The sequence below is a fragment of the Bradyrhizobium sp. 613_E4_N2_2 genome (assembly GCF_052075995.1).
GTDB classification, from domain to species: domain Bacteria; phylum Pseudomonadota; class Alphaproteobacteria; order Rhizobiales; family Xanthobacteraceae; genus Bradyrhizobium; species Bradyrhizobium barranii.
Genome location: NZ_CP197234.1, coordinates 3808661 through 3832833, shown reverse-complemented (window position 1 = coordinate 3832833; position 24173 = coordinate 3808661). Strand labels below are relative to the sequence as shown.

25 protein-coding genes and 1 tRNA gene are annotated in these 24173 nt (G+C 64.0%); 5 read left to right on the top strand and 21 right to left on the bottom strand.

Annotation, left to right across the window (positions count from 1 at the left end):
- Positions 1-328: 328 nt before the first annotated feature.
- From AB7290_RS18315 to AB7290_RS18280, 8 genes are all read right to left on the bottom strand, one after another.
- Positions 329-2230 (bottom strand): hypothetical protein, encoded by a 1902-nt coding sequence (locus AB7290_RS18315; RefSeq protein WP_441253483.1) that lies wholly within the window; start codon positions 2228-2230, stop codon positions 329-331.
- A gap of 726 nt (positions 2231-2956) precedes the next feature.
- Positions 2957-3034, bottom strand: a tRNA-Pro gene (locus tag AB7290_RS18310).
- Positions 3035-3143: 109 nt separating this feature from the next.
- Positions 3144-3728, bottom strand: a complete 585-nt coding sequence (locus AB7290_RS18305) for a MerR family transcriptional regulator (RefSeq protein WP_071913245.1) — start codon at positions 3726-3728, stop codon at positions 3144-3146.
- A 24-nt stretch (positions 3729-3752) separates the two neighbouring features.
- On the bottom strand, positions 3753-4094 hold the full coding sequence (locus tag AB7290_RS18300; RefSeq protein ID WP_028152484.1) for an integration host factor subunit alpha: 342 nt from the start codon (positions 4092-4094) through the stop codon (positions 3753-3755).
- Positions 4095-4228: 134 nt separating this feature from the next.
- The gene (locus tag AB7290_RS18295; protein WP_071913243.1) at positions 4229-5209 is read right to left on the bottom strand and encodes a beta-ketoacyl-ACP synthase III; all 981 of its coding nucleotides are present in this window, start codon (positions 5207-5209) and stop codon (positions 4229-4231) included.
- Positions 5206-6267 carry a phosphate acyltransferase PlsX gene (gene plsX / locus AB7290_RS18290; protein ID WP_063982863.1) on the bottom strand — a complete coding sequence of 354 codons (1062 nt, stop codon included), beginning with the start codon at positions 6265-6267 and terminating at the stop codon, positions 5206-5208. Before plsX ends, AB7290_RS18295 begins: the two co-directional genes overlap by 4 nt.
- A gap of 298 nt (positions 6268-6565) precedes the next feature.
- Positions 6566-7135: a YceD family protein gene (locus AB7290_RS18285; protein ID WP_085399853.1), complete on the bottom strand. Its 570-nt coding sequence runs from the start codon at positions 7133-7135 to the stop codon at positions 6566-6568.
- Complete coding sequence (locus tag AB7290_RS18280; RefSeq protein WP_085399854.1) at positions 7132-7713, bottom strand: ubiquinol-cytochrome C chaperone family protein; 582 nt, start codon at positions 7711-7713, stop codon at positions 7132-7134. Before AB7290_RS18280 ends, AB7290_RS18285 begins: the two co-directional genes overlap by 4 nt.
- Positions 7714-7811: 98 nt before the next feature.
- Between AB7290_RS18280 and AB7290_RS18275 the strand changes: the two genes are divergently transcribed.
- Together AB7290_RS18275 and AB7290_RS18270 are read left to right on the top strand one after the other, a co-directional pair.
- Positions 7812-8297 (top strand): outer membrane protein assembly factor BamE, encoded by a 486-nt coding sequence (locus AB7290_RS18275; protein ID WP_085399855.1) that lies wholly within the window; start codon positions 7812-7814, stop codon positions 8295-8297.
- Positions 8298-8434: 137 nt separating this feature from the next.
- Positions 8435-9436: a Bug family tripartite tricarboxylate transporter substrate binding protein gene (locus AB7290_RS18270; protein WP_071913233.1), complete on the top strand. Its 1002-nt coding sequence runs from the start codon at positions 8435-8437 to the stop codon at positions 9434-9436.
- A gap of 168 nt (positions 9437-9604) precedes the next feature.
- On the opposite strand, the gene AB7290_RS18265 is transcribed toward AB7290_RS18270, so the two are convergent.
- The 13 genes from AB7290_RS18265 to AB7290_RS18205 all read right to left on the bottom strand — a co-directional run bounded on the left by AB7290_RS18265 (position 9605) and on the right by AB7290_RS18205 (position 21130).
- Entirely contained in the window at positions 9605-11725 is a 2121-nt protein-coding gene (locus tag AB7290_RS18265) for a sodium-translocating pyrophosphatase (protein WP_071913231.1), read from the bottom strand.
- Positions 11726-12007: 282 nt separating this feature from the next.
- Positions 12008-12616, bottom strand: coding sequence for a hypothetical protein (locus AB7290_RS18260; RefSeq protein ID WP_085399856.1), 609 nt, complete (start codon positions 12614-12616; stop codon positions 12008-12010).
- Positions 12617-12737: 121 nt separating this feature from the next.
- The gene (thiL, locus tag AB7290_RS18255) at positions 12738-13736 is read right to left on the bottom strand and encodes a thiamine-phosphate kinase (protein ID WP_085399857.1); all 999 of its coding nucleotides are present in this window, start codon (positions 13734-13736) and stop codon (positions 12738-12740) included.
- Between the two features lie 175 nt (positions 13737-13911).
- The gene (gene nusB, locus AB7290_RS18250) at positions 13912-14409 is read right to left on the bottom strand and encodes a transcription antitermination factor NusB (protein ID WP_085399858.1); all 498 of its coding nucleotides are present in this window, start codon (positions 14407-14409) and stop codon (positions 13912-13914) included.
- 2 nt (positions 14410-14411) lie between these two features.
- Positions 14412-14903, bottom strand: a complete 492-nt coding sequence (gene ribH, locus AB7290_RS18245; protein WP_085399859.1) for a 6,7-dimethyl-8-ribityllumazine synthase — start codon at positions 14901-14903, stop codon at positions 14412-14414.
- 184 nt (positions 14904-15087) lie between these two features.
- Positions 15088-15696, bottom strand: coding sequence for a riboflavin synthase (locus AB7290_RS18240; RefSeq protein WP_085399860.1), 609 nt, complete (start codon positions 15694-15696; stop codon positions 15088-15090).
- Entirely contained in the window at positions 15696-16844 is a 1149-nt protein-coding gene (gene ribD / locus AB7290_RS18235; RefSeq protein WP_085399861.1) for a bifunctional diaminohydroxyphosphoribosylaminopyrimidine deaminase/5-amino-6-(5-phosphoribosylamino)uracil reductase RibD, read from the bottom strand. The genes AB7290_RS18240 and ribD overlap by 1 nt, the downstream gene beginning before the upstream one ends.
- On the bottom strand, positions 16841-17323 hold the full coding sequence (gene nrdR / locus AB7290_RS18230) for a transcriptional regulator NrdR (RefSeq protein WP_007603426.1): 483 nt from the start codon (positions 17321-17323) through the stop codon (positions 16841-16843). The genes ribD and nrdR overlap by 4 nt, the downstream gene beginning before the upstream one ends.
- A gap of 16 nt (positions 17324-17339) precedes the next feature.
- Complete coding sequence (gene glyA / locus AB7290_RS18225; protein WP_028152497.1) at positions 17340-18638, bottom strand: serine hydroxymethyltransferase; 1299 nt, start codon at positions 18636-18638, stop codon at positions 17340-17342.
- 253 nt (positions 18639-18891) lie between these two features.
- A complete protein-coding gene (locus AB7290_RS18220) occupies positions 18892-19113 on the bottom strand; it encodes a hypothetical protein (RefSeq protein ID WP_008131709.1) in 222 nt (73 codons plus the stop codon).
- 37 nt (positions 19114-19150) lie between these two features.
- Positions 19151-19387 (bottom strand): hypothetical protein, encoded by a 237-nt coding sequence (locus tag AB7290_RS18215; protein WP_028152498.1) that lies wholly within the window; start codon positions 19385-19387, stop codon positions 19151-19153.
- Positions 19388-19586: 199 nt separating this feature from the next.
- The gene (gene ldtR, locus AB7290_RS18210; protein ID WP_011087797.1) at positions 19587-20105 is read right to left on the bottom strand and encodes a transcriptional regulator LdtR; all 519 of its coding nucleotides are present in this window, start codon (positions 20103-20105) and stop codon (positions 19587-19589) included.
- A gap of 521 nt (positions 20106-20626) precedes the next feature.
- Complete coding sequence (locus AB7290_RS18205) at positions 20627-21130, bottom strand: DUF6163 family protein (protein ID WP_028155097.1); 504 nt, start codon at positions 21128-21130, stop codon at positions 20627-20629.
- Positions 21131-21268: 138 nt separating this feature from the next.
- On the opposite strand from AB7290_RS18205, the gene hemB reads away from it, so the two are divergent.
- From hemB to AB7290_RS18190, 3 genes are all read left to right on the top strand, one after another.
- Entirely contained in the window at positions 21269-22330 is a 1062-nt protein-coding gene (gene hemB / locus AB7290_RS18200; protein ID WP_085399885.1) for a porphobilinogen synthase, read from the top strand.
- Between the two features lie 275 nt (positions 22331-22605).
- A complete protein-coding gene (locus tag AB7290_RS18195; RefSeq protein ID WP_085399862.1) occupies positions 22606-23145 on the top strand; it encodes an RDD family protein in 540 nt (179 codons plus the stop codon).
- Positions 23146-23275: 130 nt separating this feature from the next.
- Complete coding sequence (locus AB7290_RS18190) at positions 23276-24052, top strand: arginyltransferase (protein WP_014494765.1); 777 nt, start codon at positions 23276-23278, stop codon at positions 24050-24052.
- Positions 24053-24173 lie beyond the last annotated feature (121 nt).

The window sequence follows — 24173 nt, the reverse complement described above, 5'->3', positions numbered from 1 at the left end:
GGATGGGACTAGCGGCATCAACTGCTGCGACGCAAGCGGGCTGTATTGACCGTGTCGGAACGGACTTCGCATACCACCACGGCTGGTCAATAACCGAGACCATAACTCAGGCCCTCCAACACTCCCCGGCATTCCCTCGTGAACTCGCTTTATATTATCGAGGTCAACGGCGCTCTCGCTAACCCCGAACAAAAGTGAGCGATACGCAGAGGAGAGAAGGACCTCTCCTGTCGACCACTCGGGCGCTGTGCATGAGAGCAACGAGGATGAGTATGCAGGATGCCGCTCTCTGGTCGGCGCGCTCTGAAATTCTGAGAGGTTCATGATGCTACCCAGGCTCAATCAAGCCAGGAGGAGACCCCGCTGCGGAAACTCCGATCTTGTACTCCCCTGAAACGGCTATGAAGGTACGACCATCAAGAAACCGATCTTCATCTCTGCACATCGCTCCAGCATAGCGATGCCGTACTCGATCCAAAGCGGCTCGAACGCTTGCAGGAAGGCTGCTACCAGCGCAACCGTCTTTCCGAAGTTGCAAAGCCATGTAGAAATCGAACGTCAAGGGAATACGATATTTTAGATCGGCGATCTCGATACAGGGCATGTCATGTCCCGGCGTGGTAGCGGTCGAACTCGGAGCGGGGTGCGTTCTTAGTCCCGGTGGCAGGCCTTGTAGGCCCACCACCGGTCGAGATCGCGCTTCAGCGGTCGGCTGTCCGATTATTTCTACCAGGTTGAACAAGAACTCTGGACCGCCAAGCAGCGGTGAAAGCACTTCTCGGATCTTCCCCAGCCTGGAACCATCGCGCAAAGCTGCTTCGTAGTCGGCCAGAAGTCGGTCAAGCGCGTGATATCCGAAACGGACCGCCACAGATCGCTTGGCGAGGATTCCGGCAAGTTTTCGCAGGAACCCAACTGCGGCAACGGCGAGTCTTGTATCCCTAGCTAACAGATCCCATTCGCTTTCCGCCTTGTCGAACGTTTCAAGGAGCAGATTTTCAATGGGCGACAACGACAAAGCTTGATTGGCTGCGATCTGACCTTGATCAACAGACTGGCAAAAAGCATCTTCTACGGATCGAAGCGGATGCGTGGAGTCTGGTGGCGTGGTTGTCGCTGGGTCGAGGCGAGCATACTCGTTCTCCAGCATCTCGCGGATCGATTTGGTCGACCCCCCCGTGGCGACCGTCGTTAGGGCAAATACGAGAGCTGCAGTTACGGGATGAGTTTCGCTATCAATCTTGCGCTTATCCTCAAATGCGATAGCAGCGCGAGCCATATTGGCGCCGCGAAACATCGCGTTCCCATAAAGCCGCATCACCAAAGGCAGCGCGTAGCGCGCTGCATCCGTGGCGGTTTGAAGATGGCCAACTGCTTCGTGCACCCAATCGCAGGGATGTGACGAACTCGCGAAGTCGCTCCACTGCCCTACCAAGAGCTCAGCGACAAGCGAAAAGCTGTCTCGAAAATTCCAACGCTGTCCGCGCGCAAGTTCTCCGTGTCGCAAGATCAAAAGCAAGTTGCCACGGGTTTGATCGTCCCGCAGCCACTCGGCATTTTGACGGAAAGGACAATATTCTCGCGACGTACAATCTGAACACCTATCAGGTAACTCCCATTGCTCGGCAGCAATGGCCTTCGTCAAGATCCGTTCAAATGGTTTTCCGGATGGATCGGCAAGTAGCAGGCTTTCGATGTCGAGCGGCCAGCAAGCAAATCGCTCGTCGCCCTCGAGAGGCCAACAACGCTTTCTCGCACCCAACGTTTCGCGTCCCAGACTGGATGCCTGGATTACGTCTCTGAGGAGCGTTGTCACTGGGTTGTCTGCCCCAAACGCTCGAAACGCCTCGTTCATGGCTCGCGCCAGAAGGCCACGATTTGCACACGCGATGAATACAGGTAGCGGCCTATCAGGATACGTGAGGAGATCAGCCAAATCGTTAGCCAATTCGCTTGCGGCATTTCCGAGCGCTGTTTCCGTGGCCGTCGCGTCCTGCACGACCACAAGACGGCCCACGCGCGCCGAAAAGGGCGCGCCAGCTGCACCAAGGTCGTGAGGAAGGACTTCAACCTTGCGGGGTAAGATGTTCCCAGCTCCGAAGCGTTGCTCGAGCAGGCTGCATAGTGCCCCCCGTAGCCCAAGCTCGCTATCCAAAGATTTCAGAAAATCCTCGACGGTTTCCGATTTGCCGTTCCCAGGACCTCCGACGAGGAATATCCATCTGGGCACGGAGCCTGCGTCAGCTGCAATCCCCTGAGCCAGCGACCTTAGTCGCTGTACCAAAGGCGTTTCGATTACCTCTGCGATAGGATTCAAGCGAGCACGGAAAGGAACGTGGACGCCGCCGCCTGATTGGCCGTGCCACGATAGTAGCTGCGCAACATGCGGATTTCTGTTCGCTGGCACAGACCTTCCCCCTACAATTGTCGTCGGCGAATATCCCAGATCGAAGTGTTCGTCGATCGATACCTATTGTGAATAGTTGGCCTCGAGGCGCTTGGCCGGACGCAGGTTACGGGATTCGCCCCCATGCGCGCCTCCAAATCGGGCGCCGAATAACAGTCGGTCGGCAGCGGCGGAGCATTGCGATGTTGATCAGCGGAGCTTCGGCGCTTGCGCAAACTCCCGACGAACTCACGGCATGCAGGGTTACGCGAAAGTTACATCGGGTTTTTCAGGCCGGTATGTTTTCAGGCCCTCGGAGGGAGCCGGCCCCCGGTGGTGGGGGCCTGTCCAGTGTACCCGGGGGGCGGCACCTTGCGCCGTCAGTCCCGTTGTTTTGCCGTGCCCGCTTGGCATCAGGATGTGGATGAGACGAGCGGCGCAATTCGGAGCGGGCCGACGCGCTGGTCGGTGGCAAGCAATTTTAACCGCCCTTTACGCGGCGGCTGCTTCCGATGTGCTTCCGAAGCTCAAAATTCCGGAAGCAGCTAGCCGCTAAACTATTGATTTGATTGGTCGGAGCGAGAGGATTTGAACCTCCGACCCCTAGTCTCCCAGACTAGTGCGCTAACCGGGCTGCGCCACGCTCCGAACGTCGTTCCATTAGCTAGGATCGCCGCTTTGCGCAAGGCGAGGTCGCAGCATTTTGGCGTCCGTGCCCACAGCCCCGGAACTGCCGGCAAAGCTCGCGAAAAGCGCCCTAGCCGTCCTTCAGCGCCTGATCCAGCATCTCCCGGCACGCGACGAGGTCAGCGAGCACCCGTCCGAGCCGCTCCCGGTCGATGGCGCTGGGCCCGGCAGGTGCGGCGGGAGTGCCGCCCTTGCGGAAGGTGGTGAGGATGTCCTCGTCGTCGACCTCCGTGAAGCGGAAGTCGATGCCTTCCTCCTCGTCGCCCTGGTAGTCGTCTTCGTCGGCATCCGTGACGCCCTTGATGGGCGCCTCGTCGTCGTCGTCGGGCTCCATCAGGCTGGCGCCGATGGCATCCTCAATGGCCCCGAACGAGACCGCGGCCGCGCCGTCGGCGAGGCCCTGCACCGACTTGACGCCGTGCTCCTTGAGGATCCGCTGCACCCCGCGGATGGTGTAGCCCTCCCCGTAGAGCAGGCGGCGGATGCCCTTGAGCAGATCGACGTCGTCGGGGCGGTAATAGCGGCGGCCGCCGCTGCGCTTCATCGGCTTGATCTGGGAGAATCGGGTCTCCCAGAACCGCAGCACGTGCTGCGGAATGTCGAGTTCCTGCGCTACTTCGCTGATGGTTCGGAACGCATCCGGCGCCTTGTCCAAATGCCTAATCCTTCGCGCAGGCGGTTACGCCTCGGGTTGAGCCTTGCTGGCGTCGCCATTGCCGCGATGCTGGGTGTTGATCCGCTGCTTCAGGATCGCCGACGGCTTGAACACCATGACGCGGCGCGGCGAGATCGGCACCTCGGTGCCAGTCTTCGGGTTACGGCCGATACGCTGACCCTTCTTGCGGACCATGAAGGAGCCGAAAGAGGACAATTTCACCGTCTCGCCCTTCTCCAGGCAGTCGGTGATCTCCTTCAGGACGAGTTCCACGAACGCAGACGATTCCGTGCGCGACAGGCCCACCTTCTGGTAGACGGCCTCGCAGAGATCAACACGCGTTACGGTTTTGCTTTGGTCGGTCATCGCCCTGCCCCACATCACGGCGAACAATTGTTGTCTGAAATTATGAGGTTACGATACGCCGGTCAACAGCGCTCATCAATGCAGGCGCATCGATAATGGCAGCTAATTCCGGCAAAATTTTATCGAATGTGGCGCTACCAGCGCACCAGCGCGGAGCCCCAGGTGAACCCGCCGCCCATCGCCTCCAGCAAAACCAGGTCGCCGCGCTTGATGCGGCCGTCCTTGCGCGCCACCGACAGCGCCAGCGGGATCGAGGCCGCCGAGGTGTTGCCGTGGCGGTCCACCGTCAGCACCACCTTCTCCGGCGCGATGTGGAGCTTGTGGGCGGAGGCGTCGATGATTCGCTTGTTGGCCTGGTGCGGCACAAACCAGTCGATGCTGTCGGCATTGAGCCCGGTGGTCTGGAAGGCGTCGACGATCACGTCGGTGATCATGCCGACCGCGTGCTTGAAGACCTCGCGGCCCTCCATGCGCAGATGGCCGACGGTCTGGGTCGAGGACGGACCGCCGTCGACGAACAGCTTTGCCTTGTGGCGGCCGTCGGAGCGCAGGTGAGTGGTCACGACGCCCCGGTCGGTCGCGGCGTTGCCCGGCTGCTCCTGTGCCTCCAGCACCACCGCGCCGGCACCGTCACCGAACAGCACGCAGGTGCCGCGATCGTTCCAGTCGAGGATGCGCGAGAAGGTCTCGGCGCCGATCACCAGCGCGCGCTTGAAGGCGCCGGTGCGCAGGAAATTGTCGGCGGTGGCGAGCGCGAACACGAAGCCCGAGCACACCGCCTGGAGATCGAACGCCGCGCCATGGTTGATGCCGAGCGCGTGCTGCACCGCGACCGCGGTTGCGGGGAAGGTGTTGTCAGGCGTCGAGGTCGCCAGCACGATCAGCTCGATCGACTGCGCGTCCACGCCGGCGTCGCTGAGCGCAGCCTGCGCCGCCTTGATCGCCAGATGCGAGGTGAACTCGCCCTCGGCCGCGATATGCCGCTCGCGAATGCCGGTGCGCTGCACGATCCATTCGTCGGACGTATCGATGCGCGCCGCCAGCTGGGCGTTGGTCACCACCTGCTCCGGCAAATAAGAGCCGCAGCCCAGCACGACCGAACGAATTTGAGTCACGAAACAGCCTCCTGCGCGGTCTGCACGGAACTAAGTGCACCACCCTCGCGGTTGAGCATCTGATTGATCTTGTTCAGGAGATCGTAGTGAGCCATCTCATAGCCAACATCGATCGCATAGGCAAAGCCTTCGGAGCTGATTCCACCATGGCTCTTGACCACGATCCCGTTCAATCCAAGGAACACGCCGCCGTTGGACTTGTTCGGGTCCATCTTGTCCCGCAGGGCCTTGAAGGCGCTGCGCGCCAAGAGGTAGCCGAGCTTGGACAGCCAGCTCCGCTGCATCTCGTTGCGGAGTAATTCCGCCATCTGCCGTGCGGTTCCCTCGGCGGCCTTGAGCGCGATATTGCCGCTGAAGCCTTCGGTGACGATGACGTCGGCCAGCCCCTTGCCGATGCCGTCGCCCTCGACGAAGCCGAGATAATCGAGCTCCGGCAGGTTCACCGCACGCAGCCTGTCCCCGGCCTCGCGGATCTCCTCGTGCCCCTTGATCTCCTCGGTCCCGATATTGAGCAGGCCGACCGTGGGCCGGGGCTTGTCGAACAGGACGCTCGCCATCGCGGCGCCCATGACGGCGAGCGACACCAGATGGTGTGCGTCGCCACCGATGGCGGCACCGAGGTCGAGCACGACCGATTCGCCGCGCTTGGTCGGCCATACCCCGGCAATCGCCGGGCGGTCGATGCCCGGCAGCGTGCGCAGGTGGAAGCGCGACATCGCCATCAGCGCGCCGGTATTCCCGGCGGAGATCACGACATCCGCCTCGCCCTTCTTCACCGCGTCGATGGCGAGCCACATCGAGGAGGTCTTGCGGCCGCGCCGCAGCGCCTGGCTCGGCTTATCGTGCATGGCGACGGCGACGTCGGTATGGATGATCTTCGAAGCGGCCTTGAGGGCGGGATGCTTCTCGAGCTCGGGCTCGATCTTGGCGCGGTCCCCGACCAGCAGGAATTCGATCTCGCGATGCCTGTGAAGCGAGATGGCGGCGCCTGGAATGACCACGGCGGCGCCGACGTCGCCCCCCATGGCGTCAAGCGCGATGCGAACCTTGCTTGGCATAAAAGTCCTGGAAACCTGGTCTGGTGCGGTCTTGAACGAGCTGTGCCGCAAAATGGGTCCGCCATGGACATGGCGACCGGTCAGGCGCCACGCGGCGCCCGGACCGGGGCGCGACAATAGCGTTTTGTTATCCCGAAACAACCTCTTGCCCCCAGCCTTTTGCATTCGGGGCGACCCGCGGGCGGCGGCGAAAATTCACAATAAGCGCATTGAAATCAAACAGATATAAGCTCCTTTCAAAGCATCCGGACAAGCGGCTCACGCACCCCGCAAAGCGATCCTCACCGGGAATGCCCAGCTATTTGCCCTTCTTCTTGTCCTGGAGCGCCTTCAGCGCCGCGAACGGATGGTCCTCGGGGTCCAGCGCGGTGACCTCGGCCTCGAACTTGACGCCCGGCTTGCGCGGATAGGGATCGACCGCCAGGAACAGCGCATCGGTGGCAATCCGGCCGAGATCGATGATGCCGTTCACGATTGCCTCCGGCGGATCGATCACCTCCGGCGGCTCCGCGTCGTCCTGCCCCTCCTCGATCAGGTCGGCCATCTTCCGAACCTCGGCTTCGGGGGCGAACACCAGATCGACGTCCTCCTCGATCTCGCTCTCGATCGGATCGAGGGTGACGACGCAGATCTGGCCGATCCGGGCACGGACGTGCCCCGTAACCTGGATCCGGCCGCCGCTCTTGGGCACGACGTCGAAAGCAGCCTGGGCGGAGAGCACCTCCCGCAAGCCGCCGACCTCGGCGATGGCCTGCAGCTCGGCGGCTGAAGCCTCGAGCTTGCGGTGCAGGCCGGTGTCGGGGATCTGCGCGACGATGACGGGGGACCGCCAGGGATCGGGTCTGGATTCGGCGTTCGGTCGGCTCATCGCGTGATGTCCTCAGTGAGCGCTGGGGGATACTTGAAAGACGCGCGCAGCAGCGTGGCCTCGTCGGTCCGGCCGAGATCGGCCTCTGTGGCCCGGGCGTAGGCCGCGAGCCGCCGAGCCTGGTCCATGCCGGTCCCATTCAGGATATTCTTGCAGATGGCGGCTGCCAGCGCCTCGCCGCCGCCTTCGATGGCCTGGTCATAGGCCTGGACGCGGCCGTAAAACGCCTCGCCGAAGGCCCGCATCCGCTTCGGCACGGTCTGGTCGCCTATCCCCATCTCGCGCAGATTGTCGTCCATGTCCTCGCAGAAACGGTCGAACAGCGCCTGCGAAAGCTCCGTGGCGCCTTGGCCCTGGTTGGCGCCTTGGTTGACGCTCTGGACCGTGCGCAGGCGTCGCAGCAGCAGCCAGAGATGCAGCAGCAACAGGTCGAAACGCCCGTTAACCGTATCGGGCACGCCCAAGTCGCGGTAAAATATGGGTTCTCGCGCCTGCGTCACGATCATGCCATAGATGGCTTCAATGGTGCCGCGCGGGGCTTGCCGGGGTTTCCTGAAGTGATTGAACGGCCAAACCATTGTGGGTTCCGCAAGCGGGCGTGCGCGTGTTGCAATTGCAGTCTCCGCCCGGTACTTCAGCGCCTCGCGCGACGCAAGGGGACGGAATCAGTTCCACGATGACGATAACGAACCAGACCAGCCTGCGCGCCAACAAGCCGCGCGGCCTTCATGCACGCTGGCGCGGTTTGCGCATGCTTGCGGCCGTCGCCCTGGTCGGCGCCGCCCTTGCCGGCTGCACCGGCGAGCAGTTCCAGAAGGGTTACATCCTGCCGCCCGGCGCGCTGGAGCAAATTCCGATCGGCGCGAGCCAGGATCAGGTGCTGATCGTGATGGGGACGCCCTCCACGGTCGCAACCCTCGACGGTGAGGTGTTTTACTACATCTCGCAGCGCTCGGAGCGGATGGTCGCCTTCATGAACCAGAGGGTGGTCGATCAGCGCGTCATCGCGGTCTATTTCGACAAGAACCGGCGCGTGCGCCGGCTGGCGAATTACGGCCTCCAGGACGGCAAGATCTTCGACTTCATCAGCCGGACCACGGCGACGTCGGGTCAGGAGATGAACTACCTCACGCCGATCTTCAAGTTGCTCAGCTTTAACTAAGCCTGCTCAGCTTTAACTGAGCCTTCAGCCTGCGGCGTCGTGCCGCCCTCCGCGCGGCACTTGCCGTCGCGTGCGGCTTGCCGTTGCGCGCCCGGTTCCATACGCTCCCTGCAAAACAAGAAGCAGGGAGTGGATTCGTGCCCAAGACTTTGTTGTCCCGCCGTCGCGTGCTCGCCGGTGCTGCCGGCCTCTCGGCCGCAGCGATCCTGCCGCGATCGAGCCTGGCGGACTGGAAGCCCACCGAAAACGTCCGCATCATCGTGCCGGCTGCGGCCGGCGGCTCGACCGACGTCATGGGCCGGCTGCTGGCCGCGCATCTGCAGACCGCCTGGGGCCAGTCGGCGGTCGTGGAGAACCGCTCCGGCGGCGGCGGTACGATCGGCACGGCCGAGGCCGTCCGCGCCAAGCCTGACGGCCACACCATCCTGATCGGCAACCCCGGGCCGAACGCGATCGCCTACAGCATCTTCAAGAACCTCACCTACAAGCCGGACCAGCTCCAGCCGGTCTCCAACATGATCCGGATCCCGAACATCGTCTCGGCGCATCCGAAGACCGGCATCAAGTCGGTCGCCGAGCTGATCGCATATCTGAAGACCAACCCGGACAAGCTCAGCTACGCCTCATCCGGCGTCGGCCAGAGCCCTCACCTCACCGGCGCCTGGTTCCTCCAGCTCACCGGACTGAAGATGACGCACATCCCGTTCCGCGGTGCGGGCCCCGCGCTCCAGGCCGCGCTGGCCGGCGACATCCAGATCCTGTTCGACAATCTCTATCCGAGCCTTCCGCAGGTGCAGAACGGCACCCTCACCGGCCTCTGCGTCACCACGACCGACCGCAGCGACCTCGCGCCGAACCTGCCGACCATGCGCGAGAGCGCGCCGGAGCTGGCCAATTTCGACGTGTCGTCGTGGTTCTCGGTGTTCCTGCCGAAGGGTGTGCAGCCCGCCGTGCTGGAAGCGCTCAATCTTCAGGTCAAGGCGATGCTGGAGCGCGACGACATCAAGAAAAACATCTCCGCCATGGGCGCCCGCGCCGACTACGGCACGCCGCAGCAATTCGCCGATTTCGTGGACGCCGAGACGAAGAAATTCGCCGGCATCATCCAGAAGGAAGGCCTGCAGATGGACGTGCAGTAGGCACCACATCCGTCATTGCGAGCGCAGCGAAGCAATCCAGACTTTTGCCGCGGGAAGATTCTGGATTGCTTCGCTACGCTCGCAATGACGTGGTGAGAGCCTCCAGCCCATCAAACAAAAACCCCGCGGCTCGCGCCGCGGGGTTTTGTCGTGTGTCGCTTGCGCCGTTCAGTGCGCGAGGATCGCCAGCAGCAGCAAGGCCACGATGTTCGTGATCTTGATCATCGGGTTCACCGCCGGTCCCGCCGTATCCTTGTAGGGATCGCCGACGGTGTCGCCGGTGACGGCCGACTTGTGGGCATCACTGCCCTTGCCGCCGAAGTGACCGTCCTCGATGTACTTCTTGGCGTTGTCCCAGGCGCCGCCGCCCGAGGTCATGGAGATCGCGACGAACAGGCCCGTCACGATCACGCCGAGCAACATCGCGCCCACCGCGGAGAACGCAGCCGACTTGCCGGCCGGGCCGCCACCCGCGATCGCATAGATCACGAAGTAGACGAAGATCGGCGACAGCACCGGCAGCAGCGAGGGGATGATCATCTCCTTGATCGCCGCCTTGGTCAGCAGGTCGACCGCCTTGCCGTAATCCGGCTTGTCGGTGCCCTGCATGATGCCCGGCTTTTCGCGGAACTGCCGGCGCACCTCCTCGACGATCGCGCTTGCCGCGCGACCGACCGCAGTCATGCCCATCGCGCCGAACAGATACGGCAAGAGGCCGCCGAACAGCAGGCCGACAACCACGTAGGGGTTGTTGAGCGAGAAGTCCGGATTGACGCCGGCGAAGTACGGATGGTGCGCGGAGTCCGCAACGAAGAACTTGAGGTCCTGGTTGTAGGCCGCGAACAGCACGAGGGCACCGAGACCGGCGGAACCGATCGCGTAGCCCTTCGTCACCGCCTTGGTGGTGTTGCCGACCGCATCGAGCGCGTCGGTCGACTTGCGCACCTCCTTCGGCAGGCCCGCCATCTCGGCGATGCCGCCGGCGTTGTCGGTGACCGGGCCGAAGGCGTCGAGGGCGACGACCATGCCGGCCAGCGCCAGCATGGTGGCCGTCGCGATCGCGATGCCGAACAGGCCCGCCAGGCTGTAGGTGACCAGGATGCCGGCGATGATGACGATCGCGGGCAGCGCGGTCGCTTCCATCGAGACGGCGAGACCCTGGATCACGTTGGTGCCGTGACCGGTCACCGACGCCTGGGCGATCGACTTCACCGGCCGATAGTCGGTGCCGGTGTAGTATTCGGTGATCCAGATGATCAGCGCGGTGACGACGAGGCCGACGATGCCGCATTGGAACAGCGACATGCCGGTGTAGTCGACGCCGTCGAGCTTGCCGAAGCCGATCAGATAGTAGATCACGCCGGCGATGCCGATCAGCGACAGGATGCCGGTTGCGATCAGGCCCTTGTAGAGCGCGCCCATGATCGATTGGCTCGGCCCGAGCTTCACGAAGAAGGTGCCGATGATCGAGGTGATGATGCAGATGCCGCCGATGGCGAGCGGCAGCGTCATCATGTTCATGAGGATCGGCGTCTTGGCGAAGAAGATCGCCGCGAGCACCATGGTGGCGACCGCAGTCACCGCATAGGTCTCGAACAGGTCGGCAGCCATGCCGGCGCAGTCGCCCACGTTGTCACCGACGTTGTCGGCAATGGTGGCCGGGTTGCGCGGATCGTCCTCGGGGATGCCGGCCTCGACCTTGCCGACGAGGTCGCCGCCGACGTCCGCACCCTTGGTGAAGATGCCGCCGCCGAGACGGGCGAAGATCGAGATCAGCGAGGCACCGAAGCCGAGCGCCACCAGGGCGTCGACCACGAGACGGCTATCGGGCGCGAGTTTCAGCGAGTGCACCAGGAAGCCGAAATAGAGGGTCACGCCGAGCAGCGCGAGACCCGCCACCAGCATGCCCGTGATGGCGCCTGCCTTGAAGGCGAGCTCGAGGCCGCCGGCAAGCGACGTGGTCGCTGCCTGGGCGGTGCGCACATTGGCGCGAACCGAGACGTTCATGCCGATGAAGCCGGCCGCCCCCGACAGGACGGCGCCGATCAAGAAGCCGATGCCGACGTAGAGACCAAGGAAATAGACAAGCAGGACGAAGATGACGACGCCGACAATACCGATCGTCGTATACTGGCGCCGCAGATACGCCTGTGCGCCTTCAGCGACTGCGCCTGCAATTTCCTGCATGCGCGGTGACCCCGCATCCGCACTCAACACCGAAGACGTCGCCCAGATCGCGTAGACGATGGAAAGCACTCCGCAGAGCACTATCAACCATAATGCTGTCATGTGATTTTTGCCTCAGATCCTTGATGTACGTACCCCCGGCGCCTTTTGTTTTTCCGTCATGCGGTTGGCGCCCTTATGTTGAACAGGGCCGCCCCTTGCACGAAGGTGTGGCCCTGGTCGGTCACAAGCTTGCCAAAATCAAATTGAGGGTGCAACGCCGGATGAGGTCGAAAAAGCCGATCTCGGCAAGTATTTAGACCTAATCCCGAGCGCTTGGCCGCCGGCCTGGCGCAGCACCGGGAGGCGACCTCAGAACCGGGCGAGGCTTGGCCTGGGCCACGCCTAGGCCATCGCCCTCACGGGATGGCGAGAGGCTGACGCCATTTCCAGGGTCTGCCCGTCGGCTGTCGTGCGTCGGTTGAAGATCTTGACGTCGTAGACGCTGCCATTGGGGCCAGCCTCCAGCGTCACCGAAACGGCCTGCTCGGGCTTGAGGACGCCGAGCGGCACATCCTGGTCGGGCAGGATGAGCGTCGCCTGCTCATTGACCAACACCACGACAAGATGGCCTTTCGCCATGTTGGCCTTCGACAACCCGCGCAACTGGCCGTGATAAGGCTCCCGGGTCCAGGCCGATGGCAGGCCGGGATCGACCACGACATGGATGTTGTTAGTCCCGGGATGCAAGGTGAGCACCATCTTCGACTGATCCGGCTTCCATTGCATGGACATCGACGGCATGGTTTTCCAGAGACAATTGAACGCGGCGCACTCGTCCGGCAGATTGTCGTGGATCGTGCAACCCCGGCCGGGCTTGCAATGCGAGCACCATTTGCCAGCGGTCTTGCCGAGCTCGACCACGTTGTAGACCTTGCAACAGAGCGTGCAGCTTCCGCACTCCCTCCCGGGAACAATCTGCGCCTCGCTCAAACCCGCAACGGCCGCCGTCATCGAATCAAATCCATTGGCTGCATTCGCACCAGCGGTTCGGATACATCTACTTGCTTTCGTCGGGGTTGCGGCAAGCGGCGACCGGCAAATCCGGACAGATCGGGCTTGAGGCGAGTCGAATTCAGAAGTGGCTGTAGGACAGGCGCTTCAAGGCCAGTTCCTGGCCCTGACCGTCCAAAAAGCGCGGCCGTTCGCGGCCCGCGACGATCGTGCCGATCGCCGTGACGGCCACGCCCGCCGCCTGCCCTGCGGCAATCAGCGCCTCACTTTGCGCCGGCGGCACCGTGCACAGCACCTCGTAGTCGTCGCCCCCGGCGAGCAGCGTCTCAACGCAAATAGCGTTGCGCGCGATCAGGCCGGCCGCCGCGGGTGACAGGGGTATGCTCGCCACGTTCACCGTGGCCGAGACGCCGGACGCCGCACAGAGTTTCGTCAGATCGCCGGCGAGCCCGTCGGAGACATCCATCGCGGCCGTCGCGTGGTCACGCACGGCCTGCGCCAGTACATTGCGCGGTTGCGGGATGCGATAGCGCGAGACCAGCATTTCCCTCGCTTGCGGTTCGGACGCGAACGCCCCGGCCGCGGCGCCGCCTGTGAGCACGCTGAGGCCGAGCACGGCATCGCCGATCGTTCCCGTCACCAGGATGCGGTCGCCCGGCCGCGCGCCGGTACGGCCGACCATCCGCCCCTTCGGCACGCGGCCGAAGGCGGTGATCGAGATCATCTGCGGCCCCGGCGTCGACACCGTGTCGCCGCCGAGCAGCGGGCACGCGAAGGTCCTGCTGTCCTCGCCGAGCGCGTCCGCGAACGGTCTGAGCCAGGCATCCTCCCGGCTGCGCAACGCCAGCGTCAGCACGAAGCCGGCGGGCGCCGCGCCCTTGGCGGCAAGATCGGACAGGTTCACCCGCAGCGCCTTGCGCGCGATGGTGTCGGGCGGATCGGTGGCAAGATAATGCACGCCCTCGACGACGGCGTCGGTGGTGACGACGATGTCGTCGCCGGACGAGGACAGGACCGCGGCATCATCGACCAGCCCGAACGCGCCGGGATCGGTCGCCAGCGGCTTGAAATAGCGCGCGATGAGGGAGTCTTCGGCGGAGGGGTTTTGAGAGTCTGCCATCGGCCTTAGCCACACCCAATACTGTCATCGCCCGGCTTGACCGGGCGATCCAGTATGCCGAGACGGCAGTGATGAATTACGACCGCCGCGGCGTACTGGATCACCCGCCTTCGCGGGTGATGACAGCGGAGTATGGGGCAGCCGCATCGCATCTCTTCACCGCCATCGTGGATAACTACCCCCGCCCGAACTCGTCGCCGCGGAACTGGCGGCCGATCTGGTCTAGCACGGCGTTGACCATGCCGGTCTCCTCGCGGTCGACGAAGGCATTGGCGACGTCGACATATTCGGACACGACGACGCGGCCCGGCACGTCCTTGCGGTGCTGGAGCTCATAGGCCCCTGCCCGCAGCACTGCGCGCAGGATGGCCTCGATGCGCTTCAACGGCCACCCCGTCGACAGCGCCTCGTCGATCAGGGGATCCAGCTTCTTCTGGTCGCGCACGACGCCGGAGACGACATCCCGGAAAAACGCGGCTTCCGCCGGCAGGTAAGTATCGCCCTCGACCTCGTTGCCGAGCCAGTGGCTCTCGAACTCCGCAAAGATGTCGTTGATGCCGGCGCCGGCGATGTCCATCTGATACAGCGCCTGCACGGCCGCGAGCCGCGCCGCACCGCGCCGGTTCGCTTTCTTCTCGGTGCCAGCCGGCGGCTTTTTGCTGTGATCGGCCATGATCAAGCCCGCGCCAGCCGGCGCTTGATGCGCAGCATCGCAAGCGCGGCGCGCGCGGCATCGCCGCCCTTGTTGAGCTCGCTGGCGCGCGCCCGCGCCCAGGCCTGCGCCTCGGTGTTGACGGTGAGGATGCCGTTGCCGAGCGGCAGCTTTCGCGAGACCGCAAGATCCATCAGCGCGCGCGAGGATTCCTGCGAGACGATCTCGAAATGGATGGTATCGCCGCGGATCACGCAGCCGAGCGCGATCACCGCGTCATAGGGCTTGCCGTTCGCCGCCGCGGCATCGATCGCGATGGCGACCGCCGCCGGGATTTCCAGCGCGCCGGGAACCGTGATGATGTCATGCGTCAGACCGGCTGCCTTCAGCTCGGTCACCGCGCCGTCCAGAAGCGCATCCTGGAGATCGTCATAGAACCGCGCCTCGACAATCAGCGCGCGTGCGCCGGAAATGTCGGTCTGGTCCTTCAGGGGTGCGCGTCGCGCGTCTGCCATCGTCTAAATCCGTTCTACAGAGGTCGGCGCTATGTAGTCGCCGGACGCATGTAAGCCAAGTTCAAAGACACTGTCATTCCGGGGCGATGCGAAGCATCGAGCCCGGAATCTCGAGATTCCCCGGTGCGCAATTGCGCACCTGTGGTCTGGTCCTTCGGACCATCCCGGAATGACGGCTCCGCCGTCACTTCATTTCCGTCAGCCGCGCGGCATAGCGGGCCATCAGGTCGACCTCGATATTGACCTCGGCGCCCGCTTTCCAGCCGCCGATCGTCGTGACCGTCAGAGTATGCGGGATGATCAGCACCGAAAAGGTCACGTCTCTCACCGTATTGACCGTCAGCGAGACGCCGTCGAGCGTGATCGAGCCCTTGGTGGCGATGAAGCGCGCGAGCTCCCGCGTGGTCGAGAGCTCGAACCGCGCCATATCAGGCAGGTCCTCGCGACTGACGAGGGTGGCGACACCGTCGGCATGGCCGGCGACGATATGGCCGCCGAGCTCGTCGCCGATCTTGAGCGCGCGCTCGAGATTGAGCCTCGTGCCGACCTTCCAGTGCTTTGCAGTCGTCAGCGCCAGCGTCTCGGCGGCGGCATCGACGTCGAACCAGGTTCTGCCGCCTTCGACGCCGGAAGCAACCACCGTCAGGCAGACGCCGTTGCAGGCGATCGAGGCGCCGTCGGCGATCGTGGTCTGATCGTAGCGGCAAGCGATGCGCAGCCTGTGCAACTGGCCCTGCGCTGTGGGCGTGAAGCCGACGATCTCGCCGATATCGGTGACAATGCCAGTGAACATTACGCGCGCTCGTAGATGGTGAGAGTATCCTTGCCGAATGTCTCGCTAGCATGAACCTTATAGGCCTGCGACCGCGTGATTTTCGACAGGGGCAATGCATCGAGCGCATCGACGCCGCCCGGGCCGACCTCTTCCGCTCCGCGGAACAGCCAGATCTCGTCGGCGAGGTCGGCCGCGACGAAGGACGCCGCGACGCGGCTGCCGCCCTCGACCATCAGCCGCGTGATGCCTTTCTCCGCCAGCACATGCAACACGGCCGAAAGATCAAGCCCGGAAGCGTTTCCCGGCGGTACGCGGATGATCTGAGCGCCGGCCGCTCCGAGCCGCGTGGCGGCGGCGGCTTCCGCAAGCTCCGAGCCGATCACCCAGAGTGGCGTCTCCCGCGCGGAACGACCAAGCTGGCTCGCGGCCGAAATGCGCAGATTCTGGTCGAGCACGACGCGTATGGGCGAACGCGCTTCCATGCCCGGCAGGCGACAGTTGAGCTGCGGATCATCCGCCAGCACCGTGCCCACGCCGACCAGGACGGCGTCGCTCTGTGCGCGGAGCAGATGCACGCGATTGCGCACGGCCTCGCCCGTGATCGCAAGCGGCTTGCCGCCAGCCGCACCGATCTTGCCGTCAGGCGAGACCGCGAGCTTCAGGATCACGTGCGGGCGCTTGTCACGGATGCGGCGGAAATGCCCGGCATGGTCGAACGCGGCCTCCGCCGCGCACAGACCCACATCCACCGTGATGCCGGCGGCGCGCAAACGCGCATGACCCTGGCCCGCCACTTCCGGATTGGGATCCTCGATCGCCGCGACCACCCGCGTGATGCCGGCGGCAATCACCGTGTCTGCGCAAGGCGGCGACTTGCCGAAATGCGAGCACGGCTCCAGCGTGACATAGAGCGTAGCGCCTCGCGCGGCCTCGCCGGCCCGGCGCAGCGCTTCGGGCTCGCCGTGCGGGCGCCCGCCTGGCTGCGTCCAGCCACGGCCGATGATGACCCCGTCTTTGACGATGACAGCGCCCACGGCAGGATTGGGCCAGGTGCGCCCCTGCCCGCGCTTGCCCAGCGCCAGCGCAAGCTGCAGGAAGCGGCGATCGGCGTCCTTGGACTCGCGGGCCTTCTGCGCGAACTGATCCTCCAGGATCCGGAAGATCATTTGCGGATCGCGGCGAGCCGCGCTTCCTCCTCACCGGAGAGCTCGCCGAGCACGTCGGCGAAATCCTTGGCCTCGCGGAAATTGCGATAGACCGAGGCAAAGCGCACATAGGCGACGTCGTCGAGCGTGCGCAGATGCTCCATCACGGTCTCGCCGATCACCTCGGAGGAGATCTCGGCCTCGCCACCGGTCTCGAGCTCGCGGACGATGGTGGAGACCATCTTCTCGACGCGCTCCGGCTCGACCTGCCGCTTGCGCAAGGAGATCGACACCGAGCGCATCAGCTTGTCGCGGTCGAACGGCACGCGGCGGCCGTTGCGCTTGATCACCGTGAGCTCGCGCAACTGCACGCGCTCGAAAGTGGTGAAGCGGAAATTGCAGGCGACACACACGCGCCGCCTGCGGATCACGGAAGAATCCTCAGTCGGACGCGAGTCCTTTACCTGCGTATCGAGACTGTTGCAGTTCGGGCAGCGCATCCGTTTACCCTAGGCTTTACTGATAGATCGGGAACCGATCGGTGAGCGCCTTGACCCGTTCCTTGATCGCGGCTTCGACCAGCGGCGCCTTGCCGTCGTCGGACTGCGCGATCGCGTTCAGGACCTCGGCGATCATGCCGCCGACCTGCTGGAATTCGGCGACGCCGAAACCGCGGGTCGTCGCCGCCGGGGTGCCGAGACGCAGGCCCGAGGTGACGAAGGGCTTTTCGGGGTCGAACGGAATGCCGTTCTTGTTGCAGGTGATGGCGGCGCGGACCAGCGCCTTCTCCGAGACGTTGCCCTTCAGGCCCTTCGGCCTGAGGTCGACCAGCATCAGATGGTTATCGGTGCCGCCGGAGACAATATCGAACCCGTGGCTCTTCATCGCCTCGGCCAGCGCCTTGGCGTTCTCGACGACGTTCTTCGCATAGATCTTGAAGTCCGGACGCAGCGCCTCGCCGAAGGCGACCGCCTTCGCCGCGATCACATGCATCAGGGGCCCACCCTGCAGGCCCGGGAAGATCGCCGAATTGAGCTTCTTGGCGAGCGCCTCGTCGTTCGAGAGGATCAGGCCACCGCGCGGACCGCGCAGCGACTTGTGCGTGGTGGTGGTGGTGACGTGGGCATACGGCACGGGCGAGGCATGCACGCCGCCGGCGACGAGACCGGCGAAGTGCGCCATGTCGACCAGGAGGTAGGCGCCGACGCTGTCCGCAATCTCGCGGAAACGCTTGAAGTCCCAGGCGCGCGAATAGGCCGAGCCGCCGGCGACGATCAGCTTGGGCTTGACCTCTTCGGCCTGCTTGGCGACCGCGTCCATGTCGATGATCTGGTCCTCGCGGCGCACAGTGTAGTGCGCGGCCTTGAACCACTTGCCGCTCATGTTGACGGGCGAGCCGTGGGTGAGATGGCCGCCGGCCGCGAGGTCGAGGCCCATGAAGGTGTCGCCGGGCTGCAGCAGCGCCAGAAACACGGCCTGGTTCATCTGGCTGCCGGAGTTCGGCTGCACGTTGGCGAAGTTGGCGCCGAACAGCTTCTTGGCGCGATCGATCGCGAGGTTCTCGGCGACGTCGACCCACTCACAACCGCCATAGTAGCGCGCGCCCGGATAACCCTCTGCGTACTTGTTGGTCATCACCGAACCCTGCGCTTCCAGCACGGCACGGCTGACGATGTTCTCGGAGGCGATCAGCTCGACCTCATGGCGCTGCCGGCCGAGCTCGCCCTTGATGGCGGCGGCGATTTCCGGGTCGGCCTGGTCGAGCGAGGCGGTGAAAAACGAGTCGGGCGCGGAGGCGGTTCTGGCTGAGGTCATCTTGCGAATATCTCCACCGCCGCAGCCTTTTGGCGGGCTACGGGCGGTCTGGTGTGGCGATCGGAAGCGGCGAGCGCGATCTACCACATCACCCGCCCCCGGCCAAGTATTTGCGGGTCGGGCCTGATATTTATGCAAGATATGGTGGGGATTGAAGGGGCCGGGCGAGCGGACGACTCCTTGAACCGTCCGCCCCGATCAGTCCTGAAGGGTCCGATTTGGACCTTAAAATCCGTGCGGGCCGGACCTGCCCCTACAGCCCGGTATACCCAGCCTTCACGGGATCGACGCTGCCGTCGAGCTGACGCAGATAGGTCAGTCCGCACACCGTCAACCTGTGGGTGTCCTTCTCGCCGGCTTCCATCAACGTATTGAGATAGTTCGTGACCTTGGCCCGCGCCTCCGCGCTCGCCGCGGACGTGCGGTTCGCGAGCAGGTCATAGGTCTGCATGATGCGGTCGATGGCAGCTTCCATGTCACCCTCTGGTTCTGTCGAATTTTGGGAGTTTTGATCAGGCAACCGCGCGGGCCCCGGACTGGGCCTCGAACCGGCCAATGGCCTTGTTGGCGAGCCTGATCTTGTTCAATTCGCCGTGCTGGAGCAGCTTGATGATGATCTCGAGCAGGCTTTCGTTGGTAACCAGCGTGTCGGGAATCGCGCCGGAGCGGCGGAGGTAATTCGCGGCGATGGCATAGGCGTCGCTCACGAGTTCGACGTTCATTGCCTGAAGCCCGCGCTCGACCAGCATCGCATCCTCCGATCCGCAGTAACAACTGCGGTGCGGGGAACTGGTTCCGCCCGGCCGGGTCATTATTTCGCAGTCGCGAAACGACAAAACGCACCGGTCCGGGCAAAGCCGGGCCGGCGCGCTTGGGGAGGTCAGGCACGTTCGGGAGGCTTGCCGGTCTTGTTATGGGCCGGCTTGGCCAAGTCCCGTCGCAAAGAACTCAGAGACGATACAGGATCTGGTCGGTCCAGAACCGCTCGAGGCGGTGCAGCGACTTGTTGAGGGTCGAGAACTCCTCGCCCGAGATACCGCCGACCTGCTCCACCGTCTTGACGTGCTTCTGGTAGAGGGAGTCGACGATGCGGCGGACTTCCTGGCCCTGCGGGGTCAGGCGGATGCGCACCGAGCGGCGATCGACGCGCGAGCGCTGATGATCGAGGAAGCCGAGCTCGACGAGCTTCTTCAGATTGTAGGAGACGTTGGAGCCGAGATAGTAACCGCGCGTGCGCAGCTCGCCCGCGGTCAGCTCCTTGTCGCCGATGTTGTAGAGCAGGAGCGCCTGGACCGAGTTGATGTCCGCACGGCCGCGGCGATCGAATTCATCCTTGATGACGTCGAGGAGCCGGCGATGCAGCCGCTCCACCAGAGTCAAAGCTTCCAGATAGAGCGACTGCACCGAACCCTGCTGGCCGGAGACGCGCTCTGCGGTATCTGCCGCAGTTGCGACGGCTTTCATCATGACACTTCCCCTGTTGTCGTTTTTATCGACACTCATTCGACGAAACTTGTGCTCCGTCTGATAGGTGCAACTTAAGGGGGGCGTTTGAAGATCGGCTTAAATAAGAGAATAAAGAGATCATGAATTTAAGACAGTGAATTGCGGATTAAGCCTGTGTCACAAGGGCTTTTCGCAACCGTCTGTTGACCCTCGCAAGGTCCTGTTCACCCTCCGTCCGCCACCTCTGTCGCATTCCAGTACAGGGCCGCCCCGTTTCGAAACGGGCGCGTAAGAGCTGTGGCGGAATGCACGGAGTCAATGAAAAGTTACCTCGAATTTTAGGCAACCATCGGTCAACCAAGCCACGACTTCGGAAATGCCGCTCTCGTGTCCCGGACAAGCGCAGCGAAGCGGAGCGAAGAGCCGGGACCCAGAAGCCGCAACCGAGATCGTGGAGAGCTGGGCCCCGGCTCAGCAGCGCAACACTGCGTGCTGCGCTGCGTCCGGGGCACGAGAGAGTGTGCGTTGAAATCGCAAGCGCGCTACGGCGGCCGCTCGCGCGCGGCCATCCAGGCGAGCGCGAGATAGGCGGCGAGCATGAAGGCTTCGACACCGACGACGATCAGGCTGCCGCCGTAGATGCCCGGGAACATCAGTTCGATCACCGCCATCGACACGACGGTCGTCAGCCACACCACCGCGCCCCACGGCGTCGCGAGCCAGAGGCCGACCGCGGCAACGAGCTCGATCACGGCGAAATAGACGGTGGCGGCCTGCCAGGCCATCGACTGGTTCTCGAATGCCTCGTCCTCGCCGCCGACGAAGCCGGTGACCTGGGCCCAGTGATAGAGGCCCTTCAAAATCGACAGCAGCGCCATCACGCGCAGGAACAGCACGAGCCGGCGCGTCCAGACATTGTCGTCGGACTCGGGGCGCTCCGACGAGATCGCCGCCACCGACATCGCGTTGTCTCTGGCGTTGTCTCTGGCGGCGTCCCTGGCACTGGCGCCGTCGCGGGCCGCATCGCGGGTGGAGATTTCGGACATGGTCCCCTTCTGGCTGCTTCGCCCCGCAAAATCAATCGGCTGCCCGAGTGAGCTCAATTTTGCCTTGCGGCAGGTCAAGCCGCGGTGGCGGGAACCATGCGAGCTGGTATAAGAATAATTCCAGCCGGAGGAAGAATGATGGCGATCAAATACGGACGTCCGATCGAATTGCGCGAGGTTTCGCGCCGGGATGGCGCCAGTGCCTCCCCTGCCCTCGATCTGACCGTCCGCCCGCGCCGCAACCGCAAGGCCGAATGGGCCCGGCGCATGGTGCGCGAGAACGTGCTCACCACCGACGATTTGATCTGGCCGCTGTTCCTGATCGACGGCGACAACAAGCGCGAGCAGATCGCCTCGATGCCGGGCGTCGACCGCCTCAGCGTCGACCAGGCCGTGCGCGAGGCCGAGCGCGCCATGAAGCTCACCATCCCCTGCCTCGCGCTGTTTCCCTACACCGATCCGTCCCTGCGCGACGAGGAAGGCTCCGAGGCGACCAATCCGAACAACCTGGTCTGCCAGGCGGTGCGCGCGATCAAGAAGGAGTTTCCCGACATCGGCATCCTCTGCGACGTCGCGCTCGATCCCTTCACCAGCCACGGCCATGACGGCCTGATCTCCGACGGCAAGATTTTGAACGACGAGACGGTCGCGGTGCTGGTGCGCCAGGCGCTGGTCCAGGCCGAAGCCGGCTGCGACATCATCGCGCCCTCCGACATGATGGACGGCCGCGTCGCCGCGATCCGCGAGGGGCTTGACCGCTCAGGCCTGCTCGACGTGCAGATCATGGCCTATGCGGCAAAGTACGCCTCCGCCTTCTACGGCCCGTTCCGCGACGCCATCGGTTCGGCCAAGACGCTCACCGGCGACAAGCGCACCTACCAGATGGACAGCGCCAACACCGACGAGGCGCTGCGCGAAGTCGACCTCGACATCTCCGAGGGTGCCGACATGGTGATGGTGAAGCCCGGCATGCCCTATCTCGATGTGGTCCGGCGCGTGAAGGACACCTTTGCGATGCCGACCTTCGCCTACCAGGTCTCCGGCGAATACGCGATGATCGCCGCGGCCGCCAACAATGGCTGGCTCGACGGCGAGCGCGCGATGATGGAGAGCCTGTTGGCGTTCAAGCGCGCCGGCGCCGACGGCGTGCTCAGCTATTTTGCCCCGAGGGTGGCGGAGAAGCTGCGGAGCCAGACGTAAGGTATCGCGGGATGGGCCAAGCGGCTTGTCCGCCGTAGCTCGAAGAGCGAAGGCGGAAGCGTGCCCACAATGCCAGCTAGCGATCGCGGAACGATGGTGGGCACGGCGCTAACGCGCCTTTGCCTACCCTACGACGCCCTCCCTGAACGACAGCGGTAACAGCCCCGCCCCCGAATTGCCGGAATATTTCGGCTTGTTGACGCCCGCACGCCCTTGGCACGGGGATGACTTGCTCCCATGTCCTGCCACGGGAGTTTCCCTTGGGAGAACGGACCATGTCGTATTCGGATTCGGGCAATGCCTGGCGCAATGACGGCGCTATGCAACCGCACGCCTACGATCCCTATCTGCACCCGGAATTGTTCCGCGGCGTGGCGACGCGGCGGGCGTTCGCGTTGCTGATCGACATGGTCGTGATCTCCGTTCCCGTGATCCTCGGCTACATCTTCATCGCGCTGTTTGGCATCGTCACGCTCGGCATCGGCTGGGCGCTGTTCTGGCTGGCCTGGCCGGCCTCCGTTGTTTGGGCCATCGTCTATTATGGTGCCTGCATCGGCGGTCCGTCGTCCGCGACGATCGGCATGCGCTTGATGGATCTCGAACTGCGCACCTGGTACGGCGCGCCCGGCTATTTCGTGCTCGGCGCCACCCATGCCGTGCTGTTCTGGGTGACGGTCTCGTTCCTGACACCTTTCGTGGTGCTGGTTGGGCTGTTCAACGGCCGCCGGCGCCTGCTGCATGATTTCGTGCTGGGAACGGTCGTGATCAACAATTCCGTCCGCGCGCCCGTGCCCCAGGCCGCAAGAACCTACTGAGAACCTGATGGTCAAGAACCTATCAACCAGGACCGACTAAACTGCCTTATCTGATCTGCCGAGTAGACCGATTGACCGAGGGCCTTCGTAGCGCGATGCTCATGCCCACTTTGGAGGCCCACGACGTCCCTTGACCCAGCACTCGCGCGACACCCCCCAATTTTACCTCACGGCGCCCTCTCCATGCCCGTACCTGCCGGGCCGGCATGAGCGCAAGGTGTTTACGCACCTCGTGGGGGAGCGCGCAGGCGACCTCAACGACCTCCTGACCCATGGCGGGTTCCGTCGCAGCCAGTCGATCGCCTACCGGCCGGCCTGTGACCAGTGCCGCGCCTGCGTCTCGGTCAGGGTGGTCGCCAACGAGTTCCGCCCCTCCCGCAACTTCCGGAAAGTCATCGCGCGCAACGCCGACATCATCGGCGAGCAGCGCAGTGCGGTGCCGACCTCCGAGCAATATTCGGTGTTCCGCGCCTATCTCGACTCCCGCCACCGCCATGGCGGCATGGCCGACATGACCGTTCTGGACTACGCCATGATGGTCGAGGACAGCCATGTCGAGACCCGCATCATCGAGTACCGCAAGCGCGGCCCCGACAGCGGCATCACCGGCCGCGGCGAGGAGCTGATCGCGGTGGCGCTGACCGACGTGCTCAGCGACGGCCTGTCGATGGTCTATTCGTTCTTCGAGCCGAGCCAGGTCAGCCGGTCGATGGGGACCTTCATGATCCTCGACCATATCGCACGGGCGCGACGTCAGGGCCTGCCCTACGTCTACCTCGGCTACTGGATCGAAGGCTCCAAGAAGATGGACTACAAGGCCCGCTTCCTGCCGCAGCAGCGCCTCGCACCCTCAGGCTGGCTGCGCATCGATGCGCAAGGTGACGCGACGTCAGAGCCGCAGGACTAGCTCGCTGTCATGCCCCGGCTTGACCGGGGCATCGAGTACGCCGCGGCTTCTCGGCTCAATCACAACCGTCTCTGGAATACAGGGTCGCCCGGTCAAGCCGGGCGACGACGGCGGTGTGTTG